The sequence below is a fragment of the Woeseia oceani genome (assembly GCF_001677435.1).
Lineage (GTDB): Bacteria > Pseudomonadota > Gammaproteobacteria > Steroidobacterales > Woeseiaceae > Woeseia > Woeseia oceani.
In genome coordinates this window covers 2755801-2780043 of the sequence record NZ_CP016268.1, presented here as the reverse complement: position 1 = coordinate 2780043, position 24243 = coordinate 2755801, and the positions used below count along the sequence as shown (strand labels likewise).

Annotated in this window: 19 protein-coding genes and 2 tRNA genes; 13 read left to right on the top strand and 8 right to left on the bottom strand. The window is 57.8% G+C overall.

The annotated features are described in order from the left end of the window. Window positions 1-111: 111 nt before the first annotated feature. The 5 genes from BA177_RS12515 (at window position 112) to ychF (ending at window position 3811) form a co-directional block, all read left to right on the top strand. Window positions 112-186, top strand: a tRNA-Gln gene (locus BA177_RS12515). A gap of 75 nt (window positions 187-261) precedes the next feature. Beyond that, window positions 262-1200: a ribose-phosphate diphosphokinase gene (locus BA177_RS12510; RefSeq protein ID WP_068619312.1), complete on the top strand. Its 939-nt coding sequence runs from the start codon at window positions 262-264 to the stop codon at window positions 1198-1200. Window positions 1201-1338: 138 nt separating this feature from the next. Then, entirely contained in the window at window positions 1339-2007 is a 669-nt protein-coding gene (locus BA177_RS12505) for a 50S ribosomal protein L25/general stress protein Ctc (protein ID WP_068616692.1), read from the top strand. Window positions 2008-2126: 119 nt separating this feature from the next. Next, complete coding sequence (gene pth / locus BA177_RS12500) at window positions 2127-2720, top strand: aminoacyl-tRNA hydrolase (RefSeq protein WP_068616690.1); 594 nt, start codon at window positions 2127-2129, stop codon at window positions 2718-2720. After that, complete coding sequence (gene ychF, locus BA177_RS12495) at window positions 2720-3811, top strand: redox-regulated ATPase YchF (RefSeq protein WP_068616688.1); 1092 nt, start codon at window positions 2720-2722, stop codon at window positions 3809-3811. Before pth ends, ychF begins: the two co-directional genes overlap by 1 nt. 151 nt (window positions 3812-3962) lie before the next feature. Here the strand turns inward: ychF and BA177_RS12490 are convergent, their stop codons facing one another. Beyond that, window positions 3963-4586, bottom strand: coding sequence for a trimeric intracellular cation channel family protein (locus BA177_RS12490; protein WP_068616686.1), 624 nt, complete (start codon window positions 4584-4586; stop codon window positions 3963-3965). Between the two features lie 133 nt (window positions 4587-4719). On the opposite strand from BA177_RS12490, the gene BA177_RS12485 reads away from it, so the two are divergent. From BA177_RS12485 to BA177_RS12475, 3 genes are all read left to right on the top strand, one after another. After that, window positions 4720-4796: transfer RNA gene (locus BA177_RS12485), tRNA-Met, on the top strand. A gap of 491 nt (window positions 4797-5287) precedes the next feature. Further along, window positions 5288-5596, top strand: coding sequence for a hypothetical protein (locus BA177_RS12480; protein ID WP_068616683.1), 309 nt, complete (start codon window positions 5288-5290; stop codon window positions 5594-5596). A gap of 84 nt (window positions 5597-5680) precedes the next feature. Next, entirely contained in the window at window positions 5681-7834 is a 2154-nt protein-coding gene (locus tag BA177_RS12475; protein WP_197493017.1) for a TonB-dependent receptor, read from the top strand. A gap of 211 nt (window positions 7835-8045) precedes the next feature. Here BA177_RS12475 and BA177_RS12470 read toward each other — a convergent pair whose 3' ends face one another. Together BA177_RS12470 and BA177_RS12465 are read right to left on the bottom strand one after the other, a co-directional pair. After that, complete coding sequence (locus BA177_RS12470) at window positions 8046-9191, bottom strand: PepSY-associated TM helix domain-containing protein (RefSeq protein ID WP_082990089.1); 1146 nt, start codon at window positions 9189-9191, stop codon at window positions 8046-8048. A 30-nt stretch (window positions 9192-9221) separates the two neighbouring features. Continuing rightward, entirely contained in the window at window positions 9222-11273 is a 2052-nt protein-coding gene (locus BA177_RS12465) for a TonB-dependent receptor domain-containing protein (RefSeq protein ID WP_068616677.1), read from the bottom strand. Between the two features lie 215 nt (window positions 11274-11488). Between BA177_RS12465 and BA177_RS18640 the strand changes: the two genes are divergently transcribed. After that, on the top strand, window positions 11489-11656 hold the full coding sequence (locus BA177_RS18640) for an alpha/beta hydrolase family protein (RefSeq protein ID WP_156762815.1): 168 nt from the start codon (window positions 11489-11491) through the stop codon (window positions 11654-11656). Window positions 11657-11671: 15 nt separating this feature from the next. Here BA177_RS18640 and BA177_RS12460 read toward each other — a convergent pair whose 3' ends face one another. Together BA177_RS12460 and BA177_RS12455 are read right to left on the bottom strand one after the other, a co-directional pair. Continuing rightward, window positions 11672-14047 carry a transglutaminase domain-containing protein gene (locus BA177_RS12460; RefSeq protein ID WP_068616675.1) on the bottom strand — a complete coding sequence of 792 codons (2376 nt, stop codon included), beginning with the start codon at window positions 14045-14047 and terminating at the stop codon, window positions 11672-11674. A gap of 435 nt (window positions 14048-14482) precedes the next feature. Further along, entirely contained in the window at window positions 14483-16159 is a 1677-nt protein-coding gene (locus BA177_RS12455; protein ID WP_082990088.1) for a serine hydrolase domain-containing protein, read from the bottom strand. A 611-nt stretch (window positions 16160-16770) separates the two neighbouring features. Between BA177_RS12455 and BA177_RS12445 the strand changes: the two genes are divergently transcribed. Next, complete coding sequence (locus tag BA177_RS12445; protein WP_082990087.1) at window positions 16771-17952, top strand: outer membrane protein assembly factor BamB family protein; 1182 nt, start codon at window positions 16771-16773, stop codon at window positions 17950-17952. Window positions 17953-18110: 158 nt separating this feature from the next. On the opposite strand, the gene BA177_RS12440 is transcribed toward BA177_RS12445, so the two are convergent. Both BA177_RS12440 and BA177_RS12435 read right to left on the bottom strand, forming a co-directional pair. After that, window positions 18111-19304: a DUF1501 domain-containing protein gene (locus BA177_RS12440; protein ID WP_197493016.1), complete on the bottom strand. Its 1194-nt coding sequence runs from the start codon at window positions 19302-19304 to the stop codon at window positions 18111-18113. 148 nt (window positions 19305-19452) lie between these two features. Next, entirely contained in the window at window positions 19453-20850 is a 1398-nt protein-coding gene (locus BA177_RS12435; RefSeq protein WP_068616659.1) for a DUF1800 domain-containing protein, read from the bottom strand. Window positions 20851-20969: 119 nt separating this feature from the next. Here BA177_RS12435 and BA177_RS12430 point away from each other — a divergent pair, with 119 nt between their 5' ends. The 3 genes from BA177_RS12430 (at window position 20970) to BA177_RS18920 (ending at window position 23140) form a co-directional block, all read left to right on the top strand. Then, on the top strand, window positions 20970-21812 hold the full coding sequence (locus BA177_RS12430) for an RluA family pseudouridine synthase (protein WP_156762951.1): 843 nt from the start codon (window positions 20970-20972) through the stop codon (window positions 21810-21812). Window positions 21813-22062: 250 nt separating this feature from the next. Beyond that, on the top strand, window positions 22063-22737 hold the full coding sequence (locus tag BA177_RS12425) for a nucleotidyltransferase domain-containing protein (protein WP_231892442.1): 675 nt from the start codon (window positions 22063-22065) through the stop codon (window positions 22735-22737). Further along, window positions 22727-23140, top strand: coding sequence for a hypothetical protein (locus BA177_RS18920; RefSeq protein ID WP_068616655.1), 414 nt, complete (start codon window positions 22727-22729; stop codon window positions 23138-23140). Before BA177_RS12425 ends, BA177_RS18920 begins: the two co-directional genes overlap by 11 nt. Before the next feature lie 104 nt (window positions 23141-23244). On the opposite strand, the gene BA177_RS12415 is transcribed toward BA177_RS18920, so the two are convergent. After that, complete coding sequence (locus tag BA177_RS12415; protein WP_156762812.1) at window positions 23245-23862, bottom strand: hypothetical protein; 618 nt, start codon at window positions 23860-23862, stop codon at window positions 23245-23247. Window positions 23863-24243 lie beyond the last annotated feature (381 nt).

The window sequence follows — 24243 nt, the reverse complement described above, 5'->3', positions numbered from 1 at the left end:
GGCAACTTCCGTTGATCGTGCGTTGACACCTGCGGTAGCCCGTTTCACAATTGCGCGCGACAGAATAGCCGGGCTAGGCGCTGCATCGTGGCAGTCGGTCGGCAACACTGCTGGGGTGTAGCCAAGTGGTAAGGCAACGGGTTTTGATCCCGTCATGCGCAGGTTCGAATCCTGCCACCCCAGCCATTTTCCGCGCAGGGTCTCCTGCAGCGGCCACAGACTGACAACACGACAGGGGCAAGGAACTTGGATCCGGTATCAATGGCTATCTTCTCGGGGAACGCACACCCCGCACTGGCAAACGATATCGCGCGGGTATTGCACGTCCCTTTGTCCAAGGCGCACGTTGGCCGCTTTAGTGACGGCGAGATAAACGTCGAAATACTGGAGAACATTCGCGGCCGCGAAACGTTCATTATCCAGCCCACCTGTCCGCCAACCGCCGAAAACCTGATGGAACTGCTGGTGATGGTGGATGCCTGCCGGCGCGCTTCCGCGTCCCGCATAACGGCAGTGGTCCCGTACTTCGGTTTTGCCCGGCAGGATCGCCGGCCACGCGCCTCGCGTGTGCCGATAACGGCCAAGCTGGTTGCCAAACTGATGGGCACAGCCGGTATTGACAGGGTGTTGACGGTTGACCTGCACGCCGACCAGATACAGGGTTTTTTCGACATATCCGTCGACAATGTCTACGCATCCCCGGTTTTGCTGGGCGATGTCTGGAAACAAAAGTACGACAACATGGTTGTCGTCTCACCGGACGTCGGTGGTGTGGTACGAGCCCGAGCCCTGGCCAAACGCCTTGATGACGCTGACCTCGTGATCATCGACAAGCGACGTTCCAAAGCGAATCAGTCCGAAGTGATGAATATCATTGGCGACGTGAAGGACAAGGTTTGTGTCCTCATTGACGACATGATTGATACGGCTGGCACCTTGTGCAATGCGGGCAGCGCGCTGAAAAGACACGGCGCGCGCCGGGTCGTTGCCTATATCACCCACGCCGTACTGTCGGGACCGGCGGTATCACGCATCAGCAACTCCGAAATCGACGAAATTGTGGTCACTGACACCATTCCGCTGAACGCGGAAGCCACTGCCTGCCCCAAGATCCGCCAGCTGTCGACGGCCGAGTTACTCGCCGAGACGATGCGCCGGATCAGCGACGAGGAATCGGTCAGCTCCCTGTACGTCGATTAGGCCCTGTTTTTCACGGCTTTTCTTGCTGCTTGCCGGCGGCTTGGGCTATGATTCGCGCCCCTGCCTGGACTGGTCGCGGTCCTGGCATCATCCGATTTCAGAAATGAGATCAAAAACAATTAGTTATGGAGAATTCCTATGAGTCAGGATTTTGACCTGATTGCGGAGTTTCGCCTCGACCAGGGCAAAGGTGCGAGCCGCCGCCTGAGACACGAAGGCAAAGTACCCGCAATTATCTACGGCGGTGGCCGTCCCCCGCGTGCGCTGATGTTTGACCACAATAAAGTGCTGCGGCAGATGGAGAGCGAATCGTTTTACTCCAGCGTTCTGACCATCAAAGTTGGCGACAAGAGCCAGGCAGCTATCGTCAAAGACGTGCAACGTCACCCGTCGAAGCCGAAAGTGCTGCACCTTGACCTGCAACGCATCGTGGAAGACGAAGAGATTCGTATGAGCGTACCGCTGCACTTCGTCGGTGAAGACAAGGCGCCGGGCATCAAAGCAGGCGGCAGCGTTTCCAAGCTGATGACCGAAGTCGAAGTGACCTGTCTGCCGAAGTATCTGCCAGAATACTTCGAGATCGATATTTCCGGCATGAACGTCGACGAAATGTTGCACCTGACCGACATCAAAGTGCCGGACGGTGTATCAATCGTTGAGCTGTCGCACGGCGACGATCACGATCAGCCGATCGTATCGATAAACGTCATTAAGGCAGCCGCTGTGGAAGATGACGCCGAAGGCGAAGAGATTTCTGCGGAAGTGCCGACGGTCAGTGGCGCGAAGGACGAAGAGAGCGACGACTAAGTCAGTGCCGCAAGCGACACGGAAAAGGCCGCCGGAATGCGGCCTTTTTCTTGTCTGCCTTGCATCGGCTACCATAGTGCGCTTGATCATCAGCTTGGGGTAAAAAATACAGCACGCTCATGAGTACTCAGGTTTCCATCATCGCCGGTCTCGGCAACCCGGAAGAGCGTTACGCGCGTACCTTGCACAATGCTGGCTTCTGGTTCGTTGATGAACTGGCACGGAGCCTGGGCGAGTCGTTTCGCATCGAGAAGCGCTTTGATGCCGAGGTGTGCAAGATTCGCATCGCAGGCGAAGAGATCTGGCTGGTCAAGCCGCAGAGCTATATGAATCTCAGCGGCGGGCCCGTAAGAGGCATGCTGGATTATTACCGATTGCAGGCGACGGAGTTGCTCGTCGCCCACGATGAAATTGATTTGCCGCCGGGCACAGTACGCCTGAAAAAAGGTGGCGGCCACGGCGGCCACAACGGTTTGCGGGACATCATCCGCCATTGTGGCGCGGACTTCATGCGTTTGCGGCTGGGCGTTGGGCATCCGGGTGACAAGAGCCAGGTCACCAACTACGTGTTAAAACGTGCCAGCGCAGACATTGAGCAGGCGATCACCGAAAATATAGAACAGGCAGTGACAATCATGCCGTTGCTGGTCGAGTTCGGAATGAACGCTGCGATGAAAAAACTTCACACCAAAACGGATAAAGAAAATACCTGATGGCAATTAAATGCGGCATCGTCGGCTTGCCGAACGTTGGTAAATCCACTCTGTTCAATGCTCTGACCGCGGCTGAAATTGCGGCGGAGAATTACCCGTTCTGCACCATCGAGCCGAACGTCGGTATCGTGCCTGTGCCCGACCCGCGGCTTGCCGTACTGGCGGGTATCGTCAATCCGGAACGCATTCTGCCCACGACCATGGAGTTCGTGGATATTGCGGGCCTGGTCGCAGGCGCTTCAACGGGCGAGGGCTTAGGCAACAAATTCCTCGCGAACATTCGCGAGACTAACGCGATCGCGCACGTGGTACGTTGTTTCGAGAACGATGACGTGACCCACGTCGCGGGCAAGATTGATCCGCTCGATGACGTTGACACGATCAACACGGAGCTGGCACTCGCTGACCTCGAGTCAGTCGAGAAGCAATTGTATAAGGCAGAGAAAAATGCCAAGACCAACGACAAGGCGGCGGTCACTTACCGTGACTTGCTCCGCAAGGTAAAGGCGCACCTCGACGAAGGCTCGCCGTTACGTACCCTCGATCTGGATGCCAACGAACGCCTTGCCTTGCGCGACCTGCACCTGATTACCGCGAAGCCGGTCATGTACATCGCCAACGTGGACGAGAGCGGCTTCGAAAACAATGCGCATCTGGATGCGGTGCGGGAAATGGCCAGCAAGGAAGGCGCCGAGGTTGTCGCCATTTGCGCGGCAATCGAGGCAGAGATCGCGCAACTCGATGATGCGGACAAGGCCGATTTTCTGTCCGACCTTGGTCTGGAAGAGCCGGGTCTGGACAGAGTCATTCGTTGCGGCTACCAGTTGCTGGGCTTGCAGACCTTCTTTACGGCCGGCAAAAAGGAAGTCCGTGCCTGGACGACCCGGGTTGGCGCAACGGCGCCGAATGCCGCCGGCGAAATTCACACCGATTTTGAGAAGGGCTTCATTCGGGCTGAAGTTATGGCCTACGAAGACTTTGTCGCGGGCAAGGGTGAGCAAGGCGCCAAAGAAGCCGGCAAGCTGCGGCTCGAAGGCAAGGAATACATTGTGAAGGAAGGCGACATCATGCACTTCCGCTTCAATGTTTGAGTCGCTCACGGACGACAGCAGCCCAACACGCATGGTTAACACCGGCCGCTGACCTGCAAGCTGGCCGCTCAGCGGTAACGTTCTGGCGCACTGTCGCCAAGGCGGGCGGTTGGCGTCTGCTAATCAGCAATGGTGCAACTCGCGCCGGCTGCTATGCCTGATTGTCGTGACCTACGCGCGGAAATTTCAGGTGGAAGATAATTCCGACAGCACGCACGGCAAATCCGGCGATAACGCCAATACCTAAAGAAACGGTATCCGGTGTGCCAGCGCGAAGTGCGAGGATGTAGGCAATCGACGCGACGAATGCCGCTGTCGCATAAACCTCCCCGGACAACACCAGCGGAATTTCATTGCAGATAATGTCGCGGATCATGCCGCCGATAACCGCTGTCGTGACGCCCATCATGATGGCAATAAAGACGGTGACTCCCGCATTAAGCGCGATTTCCGTGCCCAGTACTGCGAACAGGGCAAGGCCAGCAGCGTCCATCCAGGTGAGCAGAGTCAGGCGAAAGCCCGGCCGGTCGGCAAAAAAGTACACGCCGACCGCAGCCAGGACAGCGACCGCCACGTAGCTGTTGTTCTCGATCCAGAACACGGGAAAGCGGCCCAGCACGATGTCTCGCATCGTCCCACCGCCCACCGCCGGCATGAGTGCCAGCACGGAGAAGCCGAAGATATCCATTTTGGCCCGCGAGGCTGCGAGCGCGCCGCTGATGGCAAATACGGCCGTGCCAATCATTTCGAGCACGAAGAGGGGATCAATGGTCATGCGGCTGCCGGGTCCGGGAATCGAGCGTGGATTATAAGCATCCCGCAGCCCGGACCGCAGCGCTTGACACCGCTGGGAGGGAAAAGGACAATTTGCGCCCCTCGCGGTTCGGCCGCCAGGGAATTCCGGTTCTGGTGATGTAGCTCAGTTGGTTAGAGCGGTGGACTCATAACCCGCAGGTCGGTGGTTCAAATCCACCCATCACCACCAAAAACGAAAAGGGCCCCTCAATAGGGGCCCTTTTCGTTTTTGCTGGTGCCGGGGGATTTTCCACCGAAGGGTCCATTGGAGCTTCAGGCATCTGACTAAAGATCAATCCGCACCGGGTTGCATCGTGGTTCCAGTATCTGCGGGCGGATTGGGTTCAAATCCACCCATCACCACCAAAAATCTGAAAGGGCCCCTTTATGGGGCCCTTTCCGCTTTTCGCTGTTGCCGGGGAATTTCCCACCGAAGAGTCCGTTGAATCTGCAGGCGTCTGACTAAAGATCAATCCGCACCGGGCTGAAGCGCGAAACCAGGTCGAGCGGGCGGATTGGGTTCAAATCCACCCATCACCACCAAAAATCTGAAAGGGCCCCTTTATGGGGCCTTTTTCGTGGTGCCGATTGTTGGACCCGCGCCAGCAAGCATTCCAACCGGTGACACAATGTTATAGAGTAACAGTTGCGTGATTTTTGGATAGACGACAGTTGATGTCAATGCGAAACAACAAACCGAATTTGCAAGTCAATGGCGCGACCCGTCGGGTTGGGGTCATGTCGGTATTGTTCGCGCTTGCGTTGTTGTCGATAAACAGCTCCGCGCATCAATTCAAACATGTTGTCGGTGATGTCAGCAGCGTTTGCGCCGTCTGCATGCAGCTCGGTCGTGACGATCAGGCAGTCGCCGGTGCGAGCATAGTTGTCGAGCAGGCAACGCAATTTATCGATCCCGAGCTGGTTCGCCAGGCCAGCATTACCGCGCCATTCCTCCCCGCTTACAGATCCCGCGCTCCGCCCTCAATCTGATCCTTCGTATCGTGGCGATGGCCACAGCTCATGCTGACGATTCGTTGTCAGCTGTTTGTCGTGTACACAGGATTAGAACAAACAATGAAAACCTCAATTACTGCCGGACGCCGGCAGATTCGTACGGTCGCATACAGTGCGTCTGTATTGATGCTTTGCAGTGTGGCGGTTGGCGCGCAGGAGTCCGGGACGGAAGATGGTCACCATGAGATCGAAGAAATTGTAGTCAGCGTTTCTCCCATTGGTCGAACGATCAAAGAACTGGCCCAACCGACGTCCGTACTGGAGGGCGATGCGCTTGCCGTTAAGCGCGCGGCGAGTATAGGCGAAACGCTGTCCGGCGAAGTCGGTGTCAGCTCCAGTTACTTTGGTCCCGTCGCTTCGCGCCCGGTGATTCGCGGTCAGTACGGTGAGCGGGTACGGGTACTTTCCAACTCTCTGGATGCTATGGACGCTTCGGCCTTGAGTAGCGACCACGCGGTTGCGGTAGAAGGCATACTCGCGGACAGAATCGAGATAGTCCGCGGCCCGGCAACGCTACTTTACGGCAGCGGCGCCGCCGGCGGTCTGGTGAATGTCGTTGACAACCGGATTATGGAAAAGCCCCTTGATGAGCCGGTATCCGGGGCACTCGCGCTGGGTACCGACTCTGCGACCGGCAGACGGTCCGGTGCGGCGAAGGTCGCATTCGGCAACTCAGCGGTTGCCGCCCATTTCGACTACTACCGGCTTACCACCGAAAACGTAAAGATTCCGGGCTTCGCAGAGTCCGCCCTGTTTCGTGCACTCGAAGAGGAAGAACACCACGACGAGGAAGATGAGCATGAAGACGAGCATGACCATGAGCACGAAGAGGAAGCCTACGGTGTTGTCGAGAATACTGACAGCGTAACCGAGGGCGGTGCGGCGGCTATTACGTTCACCGGAGACAAGGGATTCGTGGGTGTGTCTGTCAGCATGCGCGACAGCAACTACGGGATCCCCGGCCATGCCCATGCGCATGAGCACGAAGAAGATCACGAGGACGAAGAGCACGAAGAAGAGCACGAAGAGCATGCGGAAGCGGTACGCGTCGATCTCGAGCAAACGCGCGTGGACGTCAAAGGTGAGTACAGCCTTTCCGGTCCCTTCAAGAAGGCCCGGTTCCGATTGGCCAAGAACGATTACACGCACATGGAGCTGGAAGGTACCGAGATCGGCACGATCTTTAATTCAGACGGGCTCGATGCGCGGGTCGAAATTCAGCATGCAATCGGTGATCGCTTCGACGGTGCATTTGGCTTGCAGTACAAGAGTGTGGACTTTGAAGCGTTGGGCGACGAGGCATTTGTACCGCCAACGGATACGTCGCAACTCAGTTTGTTTGTCTTTGAAGAATACGCGCTGACTGATGACTGGACGCTGCAAGGCAGTGCACGGGTCGAACGTCAAACGCTGAAGTCTCCGCTTGCGGCGGACTACGAAGACGATGCATTTGGTGTTTCAGTGGGTGCTATCTGGTCGTTGTCGGATGCGCTGGCATTGTCTGCCAACCTGGTACACAGCGAACGCCATCCGAATGCCACCGAGCTTTACGCCGATGGCGCTCACCTGGCGGTTGGTCGCATTGAACGCGGTTCGGTGACGCTGGGCAACGGTCAGTTGGACAAGGAACTGTCGACCAATCTGGACCTGACTTTGCGTGGCAACTACGAGCGTTTCGATTTTACGTTCACGACGTTTATTAATGATGTTGACGACTACATCCTGCTTACCGCGACGGGTCTGGAAGACGATGAACTGCCAGTGTTCCACTACGGCCAGGATGACGTGACTATCGTCGGTTTCGAAGCGGAACTGGGCATCGAGCTGATGGATTCAGAGAAAGGGCACCTGCACAGCCGGTTCTTCAGCGATTACGCCGAAGCGGAAGAGAAAGTGTCCGGGAACTACCTGTCGCGCATGCCGCCATTGCGCTTCGGTTTTGGCTTGCACTACTCCCGAAACGCGTTGGGTGCTGCGCTGAACGTTGTTTATCATGACGACCAGAACAAGTCGGCAGTCAATGAGCTGGCGACGGAAGGTTACACCATGCTGAACGCGGAGTTGTCTTACACGTTCAATGAGCCGGATGTCTTCCTGTTTGTCCGTGGCACAAACCTGACGGATGAGGATGCGAGACAGAACAGCTCACCGTTGAAGGACACGTTTCCGCTGCCAGGGCGGTCGTTGCAACTGGGCCTGCGTTACAACTTCTGATCGGAATCGCAATGCACGCTCTGCCATCCTTGCCGGTTAATACGGCAAGGATGGCAGTTGCTGTCAGATAGCAGCCTGCGCAAGCCGGGTTGCCCCGACCACGATCGGCAACGCCTGTTGGCTGCTCTCGCCGTCACGGAAATGACAGCTCGCCAGTCTGGCAATACAGACTGACAGTACGTTTGTAGTGGTTCGATGTCTGTCCGCTTGGTCAGACAGCGCGGCTTTTTCGCAGCCAAGGGCTTACCAGTCTGCGCCATGCCAGCGCAATGCCGGTGTAAACAAGCAGGCAGGCGGCGAGTGATGCCAGGCCTGCGATCGTCTGCCCAACAAAACCAAACTGTTCGCCAGTGTGGAGAAATCGCAGGATGCCCCACGCCTGATCGCCGGGCGAATAATCGTCGTGCCGTTTGACCTCTTTGACGCTGGCATTCTGCGTATTGAGAATCAGCGCGTAGGCGAACGGTGGTCGTCTTCCCAGGCTGCGGTCAATGTAGAAACGTGCTTCTCCCGGAGTTTCGCCAACTTCCATCCAGATCGAATACCAGTCGCTGGCACCGTTGTCATCGGCGTGCGTTTTCGCGTGTACCAGCAACTGCTCATTTGAGATGGCGTTCGCGCCTGATTCCAGCTGCGGATCGTGTTCAGGATGCTCCTCACGTAGCGGTACGGCCTCGCCGAAGGCGGCGTACAGCGCTGTGTTGGCCCACGGAAAGTAGAAGATCGTTGCGGATACGCAAATAACAAACAAAGGCACGAGTGCCCAGAAGCTGAAGACGTGGTGCCAGTTATAGTCGCGGGCTTTGGCGTTGCGGGCTTTGTTGTTGAAGAACAGTTTGGTCTTCAGAATAGGCCAGCGCCACACGCGCGGCAGCCAGAGGTATACACCGCTCAGGATCATGAAAAGAAACAACAGATTGCTGTACGCGGTGATCGCTCTGGCCGCGTCGAAGCTGGCCGTATCGTCCAATGCGAACCAGCGGTGCATGCGCGTTACAAAATGAAAGAACTCGGCAATGGGCGCTTCGCCTTCTCGAATGACCGCACCGGTGTACGGGTCGAGCAAAAAGGGTTCCGGCCCGGCCCAGACGATAACGGCGGCCCCGGGACGATTGACGAAGCGAATTTCGAAATGCTGTTCGTCGGGATGCGATTTCTCAAAGTTCGCGAGTATCGCGTCCACCGGCAGTGGTTGCGCATTGTCCGGAACGGCTACGTCATACTGCTGTTCGGCCCATTCCGTAAGTTGTCTCTCGTAGGTGAGCAAGACACCGGTTGCCGACATCATCAGTACGACGAGTCCGGCCAGCACCCCGGTACCGAGGTGCGACCAGAAGACGAGCGTTCGCAAGCGCATAGTCAGGTGATACTCGCAACCCGCGAGTGATCAGAAACCAGCACTGAGAGTCAGTCGGATATCCCGGCCCGTTTCACGCAAACCGGCGACGGTTTCCCAGCCTGGAATGGCTGAATAGTCGCCGACGCTGGAGTGATCCCGGTACGATTTATCGAATACATTCTGCACGGCGAAGGACAGGTACCAGCTATCGCTGCGGGTTGGTTGCCAGCGTGCGTACACGTCATGTACGGCATAACCGGGTTTGTCGATTGTTTGCAGTTCTGCAATCCAGCCGATGTCCATGGCGCGGTGCAAGACCTCGATATCGTCCATGCCGGCGACCGCAATGGTATTCCAGCCCAGCTCCAGCCGGCCCGATGCCTCGAAGTTAATGCCAACGGTCAACGTGTCGCCGCGGGCATTGCCGATGCCGTTGTACTCGTAGCCTTCAACGGTGTGGCCATTGATTTCGGAGGTTGTGTTGCTGTAGGCAAGGTCAAAGCGAACGCGATCCAGCTGGTAGCCGAAGCCAAGCTCAAACCCGTCGGCTTCGTAGCGACCAATGTTCTCATAGTACGTGGAGTCTTCAGGCGCAACGCCACCACCGATCTGGTCGCTGATGACATCGTCAATGTCACTCTGGAAGTAGACCAGCGAGGCGAACCATTGGTCGTTACGGTAGGTAACGCCAATCTCGGCATTCGTGACGTCTTCCGGTCGCAACGCCGGATCGATTCGCAGCCGCCCGGGACGCTTCTCGAGCGTGAGGGCATCACCGATTTCCTTGCCGCGCATGGCCTCTGCGTAGCCTATGCTGAAGGTCAACTCCGGGGTCAGATCATAGTCCAGGCCAATGTTGCCCGACCAACCGTGCGAGCCGCTGGTTTCGTCATAGGTCAGTTGTTCGAAATCGTAATCGTCGTAACGCATGCCGAAGCTGAGCAACAGCTGGTCGGTAGCCTGAAAATGGTCCTGGATATACGCCGCTGTTGCGGTTCCTTCTTCTTTGAATGAACAGGTGTTGGCATCCCATGCCCAGGCCGCACAGGTTGCGGGGCCATCGAGGTAAGCGCTGACAACTTCATCATTGCGCTGTTCAATGCCGTAGGTAACGCTGTGCTGACCCAGCCGGGAGGTGTTGCGCACGTCAAAACCGGTGGTCTCTATGTCGGCGCCGTAGCGTCCCCAACGGCCTGTCACGTTTTGCACAAAGTCCGATTGTGTTGAGTAGAGCGTGGTTTCCACATTGATTGCGTCGCTGGCGTCAAACCGGTAGTTGGCAACGACTGTTTCGCGTTCTCCGCTACCCGGATAGATCGGGTCGCCCTCCAGTGTTGGCCAGTTTGGCCGCTGCCCGAATTCGCCTTCCTCGTCGCGCAATTCATAGCTCAGGGACAGGTACTGCTTGTCACCGATGGCACCGCTGAGCTTCAGGAAGCCCAGTTTTTGTTCAGCGGAAGTGGCCAGCAATTCGTTGCCGTCGCCGTCGTCCATATTTTCGCGGTTAACGTAAACGTACGACCCCAGCAGGCCCCAGTTGTCCGACAGCCGGCCGTAGACGGTACCACTGTAGCGTTGGCCTTCGTTACTGAAGACGCCAACACGCACCAGGCCGCCGACATTATCGCCATCATCGAGCAGGTCATTGGCGTCTTTGGTCAGGAAGCGGATGGAACCGCCTATTGCACCGAAACCTGCCGTGGCTTCTCCGGCGCCCGATTGCACTGAAACCTGTTTCAACAGCTCGGGCTCGATCTTGACGCGACCGATATGGTGAAACAGTGTGCCAGTCTGCGGGGCACCATCGACGGTCACGTTCAACAGCGTGTCTTCCATGCCGCGCACGTAAATTTTCTGGGCGATCCCGAGCGAGCCGCCCACCGATACGGACGGCACGTGCCGAAACAGGTCCTGCAGATCATTGACCTGGTAGCGTTCGATTTCGTCAGCGGTAACGTCAACATTGGTCATTCGACCAACCACGGTGATCTGTTCGATGTCGGTGGTGTCATCCTGAGCCAGAACGGCGGGGGACGAGACAAGCAGGGCGATGCTGGCCATGCAAGACAGGGGTCGTAGCGAAAGTGCCCGTAAGTTCATTCAGTTTACCTTGCTTTATCCGGTAGTTATTTTGCGAATGATTCTTATTTGCAACAAGGCAAATGTCAATAGGGCGCCGTTGAAAACCCGCTGGTGCTGATCGGAACGAGGTATAGGTCGCTGCATTCCTGCCACAAAATGCTTTCATGGCTGTTCCAGGTTGAATCTGCTTCAACGCCGGCCATGTTGATGCACGGCGCCGGGATTTCATTGCCATGTCTAAAGCAGAGCAAATGTTCACCGCGTTGCTGCGACTGAACAAGGACGCGAAATTCATTCGCTACCGGGGCGAGGGACACGTGTTCAGCTCGCCTGCCAATATTCGCGATTCCTGGCAACAAATCAGCGAGTGGTTTGCAGACTACCTGGCGCCAGACCAGTAGCGAGGCGTTTCGAGACTAGTTGCCGGTCACGGCGCTGCAAAGCGGATCAACGCCCAGTCCCACCGCCGTCATCTGGACGTTCAATGCCGTCTCCCCAAGTATGACGGCAACCGCAACTTCGCTTTGCAGTACGCCTGAGGCGGACAGAAAGCCCAGCGTTTGCGACGTGGCTGCAGCACCCAGTTTGATGCCGCTGGCAGCGAGGAGGGTGTTGCCGGTGAGGCAGCAGGCAAGCATGGAGGGGTTATTCGCATAAGCACTCTCGCACGAGAACGCACTGTAGGCGAAGAAACCGACCGTCAATGCGCCGCACACGGCCTGGGCGACGCTTCCTACCGCCAGCGTTTCCGTGGCCGCCTGACCGCCGTAGGTTCCCATGCCCAGTGTTTGCCCGGTCTGTGCGTTGATTCGCCACCAACGCGGTTCCGCTTCGAACCCTGACATGAGGATCGTGCCGGATTGCTGCAGGTCGGCGGTCATTCGGTCACGGCTGCCTGCTGTCACGTTGTTCTCTTGTAGCCAATCGTTGAGTTCAGTGACACTGGCGATTGTTTGTGACGACGGGCTGTTGAGCCACGTGTCTTCGCCACCAATACCAGCCAGGTATTCCTCTGCCAGTGTTTCGCGCACGCCCTGGCGCACGTTGTTCTGAGGCGCGATTTTTGCCGCAGCGCCATTCAACTGCAAGGCCAGTGTGCTGTTGTGGACAATGTCCACGATCTGCAGCATGCGCGCATCCCGGTCGTAGTTGGCCGCCAGACGCGTCATCACTACAAGTGGCGACTGGCGGGTAATAACACTCGTTGCGCTGGGCTGTGGCTCGAGCAATGCGCCCAGCGTCCGAATGTCCTGCCATGCGAGCTGTTCGTAGTCGCGTTCGAACGCGGGGTGCGCGGGAACTTCTTCCTTTTGCATGTCGCCCTGACTCAATGCGGCAACGTAAGGCACCCGGGTGATGAAGCTGGCATTGGAGAGGAGCACTGCGCGGAGATCGCGCGCGCCGTTCTCCCGGCCCGTGCCGACATCAATAACGGCACTGGTGAGCAGCTGTCGCGTTGGGTCATCCGGCATGGATTGACGGAAATCGACCAGCCGGCGGCGTTCGGCGCGGGTTTCACCGCCCGGTGCGGTATGCGTGATTACCAGCGTGACCCCGGTCAGGCGCGGGCTGTTGTCCTCGGAGCCGCTGGCATCGTTGATCCCGCCCAATGCCGAGCCCAGTTTGCCGCCGACCGTTGCGAATATCGCAGGTCCAGCCGCGGCATCTTCTGCCGCTGCCGTCATGCCCAGCAGGGTAAAGGCCTTGGCACCGCGCGCGAGATTGCCATTGATGACCGGGACGAAATAGTCCGCTTGCTTGCCACCCGGCGAGGGCGCCTGACTGGGACCGATTTCGAGGATGGTCTGTTGCGTTGCAAAACTGGCGACCGTGCCGCGATAGGGCTCAATGATGGGTTCCGAACTGTACGCGTTGCCGCTGTGCCGTTCGATTTCCAGTTCGATGCTCAGGTAGTGCACCCATTCCTCCGGTGCTTCCGTCTTCGCATAGGCGACGGCTGTAACCGCTGGCGCGGCTTGCTTGCCAAAAGCGGGGTGTACAGCCTGCCAGGGTTCATTGGGTGATTCCCGGTATTCAACCCACGCGTAGGATTTCGATAAGGCGGCCAGTAACTCATCTGTACCCGCGGAATCAGCGACTGAAACACCTTGCGCTTTCAAGGCTTGCAGAACGGTGTTGGTGATGCGGCTAACGCGTTGCTCAAATGTATCGGTACTGCTGCGACTGCCCGTGGCAGTGCTTGTCGTTTGTGCGGACTCCATCGAATTCGTCGGCAAGACGTCGTCGAAGGTGTCTTGGATGGCCTGTGGGTCCAGTGGGGTTGCAAACGGGGCACGAGGTTCGAATGCTGCCAGCAAGAGTCTCGCGGCTTCTGATTTTGACAACGCTCCCTGGACAACTCTCGCATCGCCGCCCATGGTGTTGATCAGAGAGACCAGCAACCCGGCCTGATCCCATGCCGAACCGGCATTCGCGGCCAAGGTACCGTCCGGCCCCCGCAGTATGCCGTGATAGGGGTCGAAAGCGATTTGCCGGGCGACGTAATCCGCCGCGGAATCGAGATCGTAATCGAGACGGTCGGCGAGCCCTTCAATTTCATACATCTCGCTCGGGATTTTGCCGGCCAGCTCGCGGTATTGGGCGGCGATTTTCGCCGCCTTGTCACGCTGTTCTTTAGGCGCCAGGTAGTGGTCGGGCGCAGCGAATGCCGTTGTCAGGAGTACGCAGCAAAGGATTGCAAACGAGATGATGATTCTGCCAGCCGTAGCCAGTGAAAAAGGGCGGTCAAGGTTTGGCTGGCAGCAGGTATTCGCCGGGTTCTTTGAATTCATTGTGTACGCACCCTCCTGGGTCTCGCGCATTAATCAGTACAGTCTGTGAGTTCCGGTTTGGCTAGAGGTCGTCGAAGTGGCGTGGATCAATGTCCCCGACCATTCGTACCGTTCGTTCCTCAACTATTCGATCGATTGCTACGCATTGGCCTTTTCGTACTGCTTTTGCCAGCGCACTGTCCGTAGCACAGTAAGTAACCCGGCTTGCACATTTATGGCAAAGTCTTACATGCTCGTTACGGGTCGGTTCAAGTTCGTCCCAGGTCATTTCACACTGGAACCCAAAATGGCAGTTTTGAATCGAAGCTGTCATTTTCATATTGCCTCCATTCCAGTTACGACGTTCTTTCGCCAAGCGCCATGCAACGAGGCATGTTTGCCAACAAGGCGGCCGGTCAGACGATGCCTGCTTATGTTGTTGTCTATAGTTTCAGTTTACTTGCCGTCGGTGCGCCGCTGAAAACGCATATCATAGACCCGTGAGCCGTAAATACTAAGCTCAGCCGGGAACGAGTTGTCGTTTCTGTAAAATCGTACGAAACCAAGACCGTCTGCATCGAAGCCATCTTCATAAACGGGTTCCAGTGCGAATTCGCTGTCGGGCCTGCGTCGTGCTACCAGCTGTCCCTCCTCAAGCGCGACGGTCAATGTGGCTTCCGCATCGGCGCTATAGTATTCGCCTTCGAGTGCTTGTAATGCATTGGCAGTCGGCGTGACGCTTGCGACCGGCTCGTAATGCCGAATCTCGTAGTCACCGGAGAGTCTTGTGAGTCGTGGGCGGTCATCGCCGTTCGAGTCGAAGACCAGGCGCTGTTCAGCCTCGAGGATTTCGAACTCTGTGCTGGAGACCGCTTGCAGTGGCGTGTTGTTGTCAGCGAGCAGTTGGCCATCTTTCACGGTGATCCGCAGCGGTTCGCCCGTTAGAGTATCGCGGTACAAGCCGGACAAAGCGGCCAATTGGCGGCGGCTAGGCGCACCTTTCGTGGGTGAGGATTGTGCTTCCTCGGCATCGTTCACGCCGAGGTAGACAGATGCGATCTGGTTGCCGAGTTTGCCAGGGTTGGCATTGCTCACATTGCATAGCATCGCAATGGACAGTGAGCCGTTCCCGTAGCTACCCAAAAAAGCACGATAGCCGGAGGTAGCGCCAGTGTGCGTTACCGACGGCACCCCGTTGAATGAACTGACACTCACACCGGACGCGTATTTGATCTGTCTTCCGCTCGTTAATCGGCCCTGGGTATACATGCGCTCTGCGAAGCCCGGTTTTCCCAGGCGTTCATTGGCCAGCGCGCGATTCCAGATCAACAGATCGCCGATAGTGGTGAGGAGACCGCCATTGCCGTGTACATGTTCGATCGGACGGTCGATGGTGAAAACGCCGTCATCGTTCGCGCTGTAAGCCGCACTGCGCCCGGGAACAATGCGCCGGTAGTTGTCACGCCACTGGGTATTGTCCATGCCCAAAGGCTCGAAGATGCGGCGTTTGCTGAACTCGGCGAAGGACATGCCGCTGACACGAGCAACGATAATCGCGAGCAGGTTGTAACCGGTGTTGCTGTAGGAATACTCCGTACCGGGCATGAAGTTGAGCTGGCTCTGACGGCTGACGATGTCGAGCACGTGTGCATGCGTGTGCGAACGTTCGTAGCGTCCCCAGCCCGAGAGGTAGGCGACGCTGCCCCAGTCGCGCAGTCCGCTGGTGTGGTTCAGCATGTGCCGCAGCGTGATCGTCTCGGCGTAGTCGGGGACTTCCGGCACGAATTTGCGAACATCGTCATCAAGCGACAGTTTGCCGTCCATTGCGAGCAACTGGATCGCCGCGGCGGTAAACTGCTTGGAGACTGAGCCGGCTTCGAAGATGGTGTCCGGCGTTATCGGGATGTTGTGCTCAAGCTCGGACATGCCGTAGCTGCGACTCAGGACCCGTCGCTGATCGACTTCGACGCCAACCGCGCAACCCGGGCTTTGCACGGAGTTCCATTCAGCGAATATCTCGTCGACCTGTTCGCCGGCATCGGGTGGCGCGGGCGTCGCGAACGCAAGGGATGCCAACAGCGCTGGCAGAGCAAAAAAGTACAAAGAACGTCGTGTAGTTAGCGACAGGGGCATTGCGATTTCCTTGGCTGAAGTTGCGTTTTCTTACTTGTTCTTCGGTAATCGCGAAATCAGCGTGTGGCAATGCTGCGTCGCGATTAAGGCCTGCAATCGGTCCTGATAATGCGGGTCTCGCTCGAGCAAATCAACGATTGAGGGCGGCCACTACGGGCTGCGGATAATTTGGTATAGCCGCGAGTCAAGCTGCGGCGGGACCGTCCGGTCGTCGCGGCCTTGCTCCCGGCAGCGCAAGGTGGCGGCGGAGATGTGCATCAAGCTGGCAACGTTTTCCTGGTCGAGTTCTGTGCGCTCGCGAATCCCGCGCATGGCCTGCGATGCAAGGTCAAACGACCGTGACGGTTGTTGTTTTCCACGCACGGGGCTCCACACAAATTGCAGCAATTGCGTCGATCAGTGTATGAATACGGCCGTATGGTAGTTTTCAGCAGCCGACGCGATAGCACATTCCGTCATTGGCGATAATTTTCGGTAGCTGCTGTAATTCGATGTAATCAGGTCATTGGGCGCCGTCCGTCAGCCGTGCTGCAAGTACCCTGTCAATTGTAGTCCTTGAGCTGGGCGGTCGGGCTTCACAGGAACGCCGAGATCGGTCACCGGGAGTTGCTATGCCATTACATTTCTCTTACCAATCAGTTTGCCGTGCCGCCCTTATAGGTATTGCGTTGTTGTTCTGCAGCAGTGTCTTCGCTGCCATTTCGGCCAAGGTTGAAACCGAACTGAATGCGCAACCGATTCAGCTCGAGGGCAGGCCGGGTCAGGCCGCGATCGCCGATGGCGTCATGTACATCGGCACAGCTGCCGGCAATTTGCATGCTGTGGACATGCGTACAGGTCGTGAGTTGTGGCGGGCGACGGCCGATGGGCCGGTATTTCACGCGCCCTACGTCGGCGACTCGCTGGTGTTGTACGGCAGTCAGGACGGGCGGTTGCGTGCAGTCGATAAGAAGAGTGGCGCGCAGCGCTGGGTGTTTGCGGCGGGTGATGTTGACTGGGACGTGCGGGACATCTTTATCAACGGCACGCCCAACGTCGTCGATGGCATCGCGTATTTCAGCAGTGAAGATTTTCGTGTCTACGCCGTTGAGCTGGCAACCGGGCGTGCCGTCTGGCAACTCAAGCTTGGCGAAGAACCGCAGGCGTGGACTATCCCCATCATGGATGGAGTGGGTTACATCGGTACATGGGATGGCCATATGTACGCCTTCGATATCGATACGGGCGAACTGATGTGGCGCTCCAGTACCGACGACAAGAATCGTGCTGCGCTCCCGAATCAGGTGCCTCACGTCACAGTTGTGCCTGCCCTGAGCGAAGACGCGGTGTATTTTTCTGACTGGGCGGGCAATCTGTTCGCGGTGAACCGCAAGACGGGCGAACAGCTGTGGCGCTTTGATCCGGGTGCGGCGGATTCACGGCACGTTGGGTCGCGAAATTTCATCGCACTGGTCGACGACGTTGTGTATTACTCAACCGTTGAGGATCAGCATCTTTACGGTGTTGATCGCCACACCGGCGAAGCCGTCTGGAGTACGGCGACCGACGGCATACTGTACGGGCCCATGCGGGCCAGCGAAGGTGTCGGGTTGTTGTTCGAGATCCTGAACGATGGCGCTTCGTTCCAGTTGCACGCGTTTGATTTCCGCACGAGAGCCATTACCTGGAGCGCCGACGATGTTGCTGGCCCGCCGGCAACGGTGGATGACACAGTTTATTACGGCACTACTGACAACACGGTAGTGGGGCGTGATCTGCGGAGTGGCAAGCGCGTCTACCCGGCAACAAATTAATCAACCGCGTCAACAGGGCGGTCTTGCCAGAGATTCGGCATAGCCACTGTCGGGCAATCCGTCCGTTGCCATGCGACCAGCCGATACAGCGAGGTGCTCTGTTCGCACGAGCTTGAAGTGACCGGCGTGTCGCTCCGGCAGCCAATCAAACAGTTGTTCTAACTAAGCAGGTTCTCCAGTGGCTGCGCACTGTCGCTGTCCGGGAAAACCTCCGCTTCCACCCGCTCAGCGGGCACACCGAGGTGCTCAGTCAGTACCGCTTTGAACAGGCTGCGCAGGTCCGTGGTCGGGTAGAGATCCCGGCCTTCGTACAGTGCCGATGAACTGAGACCTGGCCAGTTTGCGATGACCCGGCCGCCGCGCACCGAACCACCGGCAAGCAGCGCCGCGCTGGCGGTGCCATGATCCGTGCCGCGCGTACCGTTGACCGCCACGGTGCGACCGAACTCGGTCGCCACCACGACCACGGTGTTTTTCCAGGTATCGCCAAGTTCGTTCTTCAAGGTCGCGAGGCCCGTGTCGAGCCCGGTGAAACGATTGGCCAGGCTTCCTGCAAACGTTCCCTGGTTTGCGTGCGTGTCCCAGCCGCCGGATTCGAGTACGGCAATTTGCGGTCCATTGCCGGCGGACAGGAAGCGTGCGGCCTGCCGCATCGATGCTTCAAATCGAACGGCATCGTTGCCGCGGGTCCGGCCCATGCCATCGCTGTCACCGGCAATTGCTTGTGCTTCGAGTGCCTGCTGCAAACGCACGCGGAAAAACTCATCATCGGCGTACAGGTCGGCAAGTCGCTGGAGGGTATCTTCATTGGCATCGGGCATAGCGGAGGGCGCCCAGCTCGTGACGGATTGCGCGCCACGCAAGATCAGCGGCGTGCTTTGTGACAAGGCGATTGCGCGTTCATTGCCCAGCGACCCACCGAGCGATGCCAATGCGCGGTTCAGCCAGCCGTCGCGCAGATCGCCTGCCTTCAATGCGCCGTTTTCCAGCACGTCCTGGCCGTCGAAGTGCGAGCGCTCGCGGTAGGGGCTGGCGACCGCGTGCAAGAGCGTTGCTTCGCCGCGGCGGTACATGTCGTGCACGGCTTTGAACGACGGGTGCAGGCCAAACAGGTTGTCGAGCTTCAGCGCACCGTCGTCCGTGCCGGGTGCAGCAAGCGCAAGCGCTCCACGCGTGCGGGCATAGTCCTTGTCACCGTAGGGAGGGGCGAACGCGAGACCGTCCATCGCGCCACGCAGAATGACCAGCACAAAACGTGCGTCCGTGTCGGCGCGACCGAAGGTTAGTCCAGGGAGGCTGCAGGCCACGGTGGTTGCCGCCATGCGCTTTAATAATTCTCGTCGGTCCAGCATGTTCATCTCCGCTGAAAATCGGGCGATGCCAGTAACAGCGCCAGTCTTTGTGAGGTGCTTTCGGTACGCGCGAAGGTCAGGTCAGGGAGGCTGCAGACCATCTTGGTGGCGGCAACTCGTTTTGATAATTCTCGTCGGTCCGGCATTTTTATCTCCGCTGAAAATCGGGCGACGCGAGTAACAGCGCCAGTCCTTGTGAGGTGCTTTCGGCGCGGGCGACGGCGGTTCGCGTGTTGGCGCTCATGCCGACGCCCAGCGCGGCTTCGCCCAGCGCGACGGGCTGGACGCGGTCACCCGATAAAGCGGCTACGGCATTCGCCCACTCGATGCGTTTCAGCAAAGCATCGGCACCGCCCCATTCGTCGGCCGTGTCCGGCCAGCCGGCCGGTGAACCGGGTCGGTACGGCGTCTGGCCCATCAGGTCGAGCGACCCGATCAGGCGGCGGCCATCGTCCGGCTGGTAGTCAAAGGCACGGTAGGCAGAGATGACGTATTCATGGGGGCTCTTGTACTTGGCGTGCACACTGGCGTATGCCTCCGGCGCATCGGAAAGGGCCGCGTGCAAGGTCGGCAAGTCGCCGCCGGACTCAAGGTAGGTATCGGCCAGGCGCGCAACCAGCGCGGCAGGCGGTTCATCCGCCACAAAGTGCCGCGCGAGTTTGCCGGCGATGTGCCGGGCAGTGGACGGATGCATTGCCAGATCGTGTAAGACGGCCACGCCTTGCGCTTCATCCTTCTGCGCATAACGCTGACCGAGTACCGTCTGCGTGCCGGGTTCGTGAATGTTCTCGCGAAATTCGAACTCGCCGGGACGTCCTTCGCGCAATGCGGGCCGGTCACCGCCACCAATCGACCAGCCCGTGAGGACCCGGGCAAACGCGGTGACATCGTCCTGTGTGTAACCGCCGTCGACGCCGAGGGTATGCAACTCGAGTATTTCGCGAGCCAGGTTTTCATTGAGACCGAGCTCACGGTTGTTGCGTCGGCTGTTGGCACGTTTTGCCAAGGTGGAGTTCGGCCCGATCGAGCGCTGGTTATCAAGATTCATGATCATGGCCGGGTGGCGTTCCACGGCCAGCAGCAAATCGATAAAACGCCCGCCAAGATTGGGCCGGATGGCCTCGTTCTCGAACGCGCCAGCGAGCGCCGACAACGGCTGCTTGTTGGCTTGCACCGCGAAGTGATTGCCCCAGAAGTGCACGAGACGTTCGTGGAAAGGCAGGTCTGTCACGGCGGCGTGGGCATAGCGGGCGGTGACCTGTGCGACGTAATGCGTACGCACGATCCGTGTGTACTCGCGCACGATGTCCGGGGAGGGCGCATCGTCGTCTTTGTCACGTATGGATTTGCGCATGTTTCGCAGCTGATTGAAATCGGCAAGAATTTTCGGCGTCGTTGGCAGGTCGGCAAGTACCGGCGATGGTCGTGATGGCCCCGCGAGTTGGTCTTTCAGCCAGCGTTCGTGGCGGCCATCGATACGGGTCAGATCACCGGGTTTCGCACCGAGCCCGAAGCGGTTTGCGGCGATGACGGTATCGGTATGCATAAAAACTCCGGACGGTGGGCAAAGCGACGCCGCTGCGCCTGACGAGGGTTGCAATGCCAGTAACGCAGCGAGAGGAGATCGGTTGACACGCTGGCAAGGTATCATCTCTCCGAATGGACATGTCAAAACAGGTAACCGAAGCCCACGTCGTCATTGAGTCGACTGAACAAACGGCTATCGACGCCTTGCAGAACGAAACCGGTTTACCCCGGCAGCGCATAAAGTCGGCGATGACCAAGGGTGCGGTCTGGCTGACTCGCGGCAGTAACACGAGCCGGCTGCGACGAGCAACGCGCAAGCTGCGCGTGGGTGACGAGGTCCACCTTTACTACGACCCGCAAGTGCTGGACGAGCAACCGCCGCAACCGATACTGGTCGCGGATGTCGGCGCGTACTCCGCCTGGAACAAACCGTATGGCTTGCGTTCGCAAGGCTCGAAGTGGGGCGATCATTGCACGGTAACGCGCTGGGCCGAACGACACCTGCAACCGGAACGCCCGGCGTTCGTCGTGCATCGCCTCGACCGTGCGGCAAACGGCCTGATCCTGGTCGCGCACACGAAGACGATGGCCGCGGCGCTGTCGGCATTGTTTCGTGAGCGCAAGATAGAGAAGCGCTATCGCGTAATTGTCGCGGGCGATTTTTCGGCGCAGCCGAAGCCGCTACGTATTGAGTCGCCTGTTAATGAGAAAACCGCCATCAGCGAGTTTTCTTTAGTGCGAGTTACAGAGGGCAACTCCGAGCTTGACGTGCGCATCGAGACCGGGCGTAAACACCAGATTCGCCGCCATCTCGCTGAGCTGGGCTTTCCTGTGATAGGCGATCGTCTGTACGGTAGTGGCGAGAGCGACGGTAAAGACCTGCAACTCACCGCCTACCTGCTGGCGTTCGAGTGCCCTGTGGCGGGTGAGCGGGTGGAGTACCGGCTGGGCGTCGCAACCCCCCAAATACCCCCGAGGTAGCGTATTCCCAAGGTGCCGTTGGGAAAGGAGGGCAGACCCCATATTTGAGGAATGCGCGAGCCGCTTGCCTGAGAAAAGCAGTCTGTCTCACTTAGCTACTGGTCCGCATTGAGCAGTGTTCAAGCTCACAAAATTCCCCCCTTTAGGCTTCTTATTGCCCCTATTCAGTTAGTTATCCGTAAGTTACAACGGTTGTAATGCCTCGCGGTCAAAGGGGGGGGATCTTATTCACGGAAAACACACTGCCCAATTGACTATACCCAAATCGGGTACTAATATACCCACTATGGGTATGGAAACGACCAGTGTTCAACGATCCACAAAAGCCAGCCAGAAGCCGGGCGAGCAGTCCCTGGCGGACGCCTTGTTCACCGCGACTCAGCAGCGCCTGCTAGGGCTGTTGTTTGGGCAACCGGAACGGAGTTATTTCGTCACTGAGCTGATTGAGTTGGCCGACGTAGGTCGGGGCGCGGTTCAGCGTGAGCTTGCCCGGCTCGCACGCAGTGAACTCGTGGTCATCGAACGTCTCGGCAACCAAAAACATTATCGGGCCAATCCTGATTCGCCCATCTACATGGAGCTGTGTTCCATCGTCAGCAAAACGGTAGGCGTTGAGGAGAACGTGCGAGTCGCGCTGCAACCGTTGGCGCCGCGAATATCTCTGGCGCTAATTTACGGCTCTGTGGCCAAGCACTCAGACACCGCAAAAAGTGACATTGATCTTCTCGTCGTGTCCGACGAGCTGACTCTCGAAGATCTTTACGCAACCCTTTCTGCAGCGGAACAAAAACTCGGCCGACAAGTGAACCCCACGCTTTACACTGTTAGTGAGTTTCAAAAACGTCGTGCGGACAACAATGCATTTCTCAGCCGAGTGTTGGCCGGGCCAATTGCCATTCTGACAGGGCAGTTGGATGCCACATGAGCAACTGGACAATCTGGTCAAGGTTGGGAAACTCAAAGCCGAGCCGTCGGCGGAACAGGAGGTGGCTGGCCTGATCAGCTCCGGCCTTGTTCGATTACGCGACGCTGACAACGAAACACTGAGTATCGAGTCGCGATTTGATCTCGCCTACAACGCTGCACACGCGTTGTCACTTGCCGCACTGCGCAGAGCCGGTTACAGATCCGAAAACCGGTACATTGTCTTTCAATGCCTGAAACACACGCTCGACATTCATAACGAACAGTGGCGGATTCTGGATCAGGCACACCGAAAGCGAAACCTGGCGGAATACGAAGGACACCTTGACGTTGATGAAGCATTGCTGAAAGGATTGCTCCGTGCGGCAAATGTGGTGGCCGACCGGTTGAGAAAAGGGACCTGACACCTTTTCTCCGGCGCATTTTCTGCTTGGGCAACAGGGGCTGGTTAAAATGAAACCGACGCACACCGGTTGCAGTGTGCGTCGGTTCACTCAATGGCCTAATTTTAGAACGAGAACGAGAACAGCAGTACCACTCCGTCCTGACTGATCTCTTTGAGTCTTACCGCTGTTTCGTTGCCGGGTGGCGGCTGATTGGCGACGAAACCGTCGCCGAGTATGTTGACGTTGGGATCAGTCACGTAGCCAAGGCCGACGTTCCAGCTGCTGCCAGTTTCATCTTTGGGTCGACGGAAGCCGAGCATCACACCTACGGCGACGGCTTCGATGATCTCTTCCGTGCCCGGTTGCAGCGCGACGAACGGGCCCCAGCCCCAACGGCCTTGGTCGAGTCCTTCAAGGTAGAGAAACTTCTTGTCGGGAAGAAAGAAATAATGGCTTTCGAGCATCACGCGGGCAATTTTGTCGTCCTCGTTGTCTATTCGAACGATACCGTCGACGATTGACGCGGCCTTAATGCGGCTGTTCTTTCCGGTATCGAACGTTAGTGAGATGCCAACGCCAAAGTTTATTCCGGCGAAGTTTCGTTTGCCCTTATCGTCGCTCGCTTTTTCTTCCGGCGTCATCTCGATCGTATCCGCGAGTGTGACTTGCTGTATTGCGATACAAAGTAGCAGCAATGTGGCGGCGTGCGCCCATATTGTTCTCGTTTTTGTGACCATCATAGTCTCCCAGGACGCTGCACTCTTGCAGCTGTGCGTGAATCAAATCGGTGGCATTAAGGTTGGCTTCATCAGGCGGTGTACTCCACAAGAACGTTTGCCAGGCAATGTCTTCGTGACCGCGTTGTCAGTCATGTCGAAGGCACAGGAAAGTTCACTGCACCGCCCACGCGATTGAGGTCGGTTACCACTGGGCAAGTGCGTGCAGGGCGGTGAGCAACAGGGCGGTGGTAAACACAACGAGCTGGCGTGCGGTTTTCATACGGAACCTCCGGCCGAAGCCGTACGCTCCAGGCTGAACAGGGTCAGTACGGCTCATTTGGAGTGTTACCTAAAGCTTAGCTGAGCCTCCGTGGATCACACGCACAGGTCGTTAGTGGCGTC

What these genes read in the sequence shown, in the direction of transcription:
- pth (WP_068616690.1), top strand. Translation starts at nt 2,127, where the DNA reads ATGAGTACTCAGGTTTCCATCATCGCCGGTCTCGGCAACCCGGAAGAG.
- BA177_RS12440 (WP_197493016.1), bottom strand. Translation starts at nt 19,304, where the DNA reads ATGCTGGACCGACGAGAATTATTAAAGCGCATGGCGGCAACCACCGTG.
- BA177_RS12465 (WP_068616677.1), bottom strand. Translation starts at nt 11,273, where the DNA reads ATGAACTTACGGGCACTTTCGCTACGACCCCTGTCTTGCATGGCCAGC.
- ychF (WP_068616688.1), top strand. Translation starts at nt 2,720, where the DNA reads ATGGCAATTAAATGCGGCATCGTCGGCTTGCCGAACGTTGGTAAATCC.
- BA177_RS12470 (WP_082990089.1), bottom strand. Translation starts at nt 9,191, where the DNA reads ATGCGCTTGCGAACGCTCGTCTTCTGGTCGCACCTCGGTACCGGGGTG.
- BA177_RS12475 (WP_197493017.1), top strand. Translation starts at nt 5,681, where the DNA reads ATGAAAACCTCAATTACTGCCGGACGCCGGCAGATTCGTACGGTCGCA.
- BA177_RS12490 (WP_068616686.1), bottom strand. Translation starts at nt 4,586, where the DNA reads ATGACCATTGATCCCCTCTTCGTGCTCGAAATGATTGGCACGGCCGTA.
- BA177_RS12480 (WP_068616683.1), top strand. Translation starts at nt 5,288, where the DNA reads ATGCGAAACAACAAACCGAATTTGCAAGTCAATGGCGCGACCCGTCGG.
- BA177_RS12430 (WP_156762951.1), top strand. Translation starts at nt 20,970, where the DNA reads ATGTCAAAACAGGTAACCGAAGCCCACGTCGTCATTGAGTCGACTGAA.
- BA177_RS12435 (WP_068616659.1), bottom strand. Translation starts at nt 20,850, where the DNA reads ATGCATACCGATACCGTCATCGCCGCAAACCGCTTCGGGCTCGGTGCG.
- BA177_RS12415 (WP_156762812.1), bottom strand. Translation starts at nt 23,862, where the DNA reads ATGATGGTCACAAAAACGAGAACAATATGGGCGCACGCCGCCACATTG.
- BA177_RS12510 (WP_068619312.1), top strand. Translation starts at nt 262, where the DNA reads ATGGCTATCTTCTCGGGGAACGCACACCCCGCACTGGCAAACGATATC.
- BA177_RS18640 (WP_156762815.1), top strand. Translation starts at nt 11,489, where the DNA reads ATGTCTAAAGCAGAGCAAATGTTCACCGCGTTGCTGCGACTGAACAAG.
- BA177_RS12445 (WP_082990087.1), top strand. Translation starts at nt 16,771, where the DNA reads ATGCCATTACATTTCTCTTACCAATCAGTTTGCCGTGCCGCCCTTATA.
- BA177_RS18920 (WP_068616655.1), top strand. Translation starts at nt 22,727, where the DNA reads ATGCCACATGAGCAACTGGACAATCTGGTCAAGGTTGGGAAACTCAAA.
- BA177_RS12460 (WP_068616675.1), bottom strand. Translation starts at nt 14,047, where the DNA reads ATGAATTCAAAGAACCCGGCGAATACCTGCTGCCAGCCAAACCTTGAC.
- BA177_RS12455 (WP_082990088.1), bottom strand. Translation starts at nt 16,159, where the DNA reads ATGCCCCTGTCGCTAACTACACGACGTTCTTTGTACTTTTTTGCTCTG.
- BA177_RS12505 (WP_068616692.1), top strand. Translation starts at nt 1,339, where the DNA reads ATGAGTCAGGATTTTGACCTGATTGCGGAGTTTCGCCTCGACCAGGGC.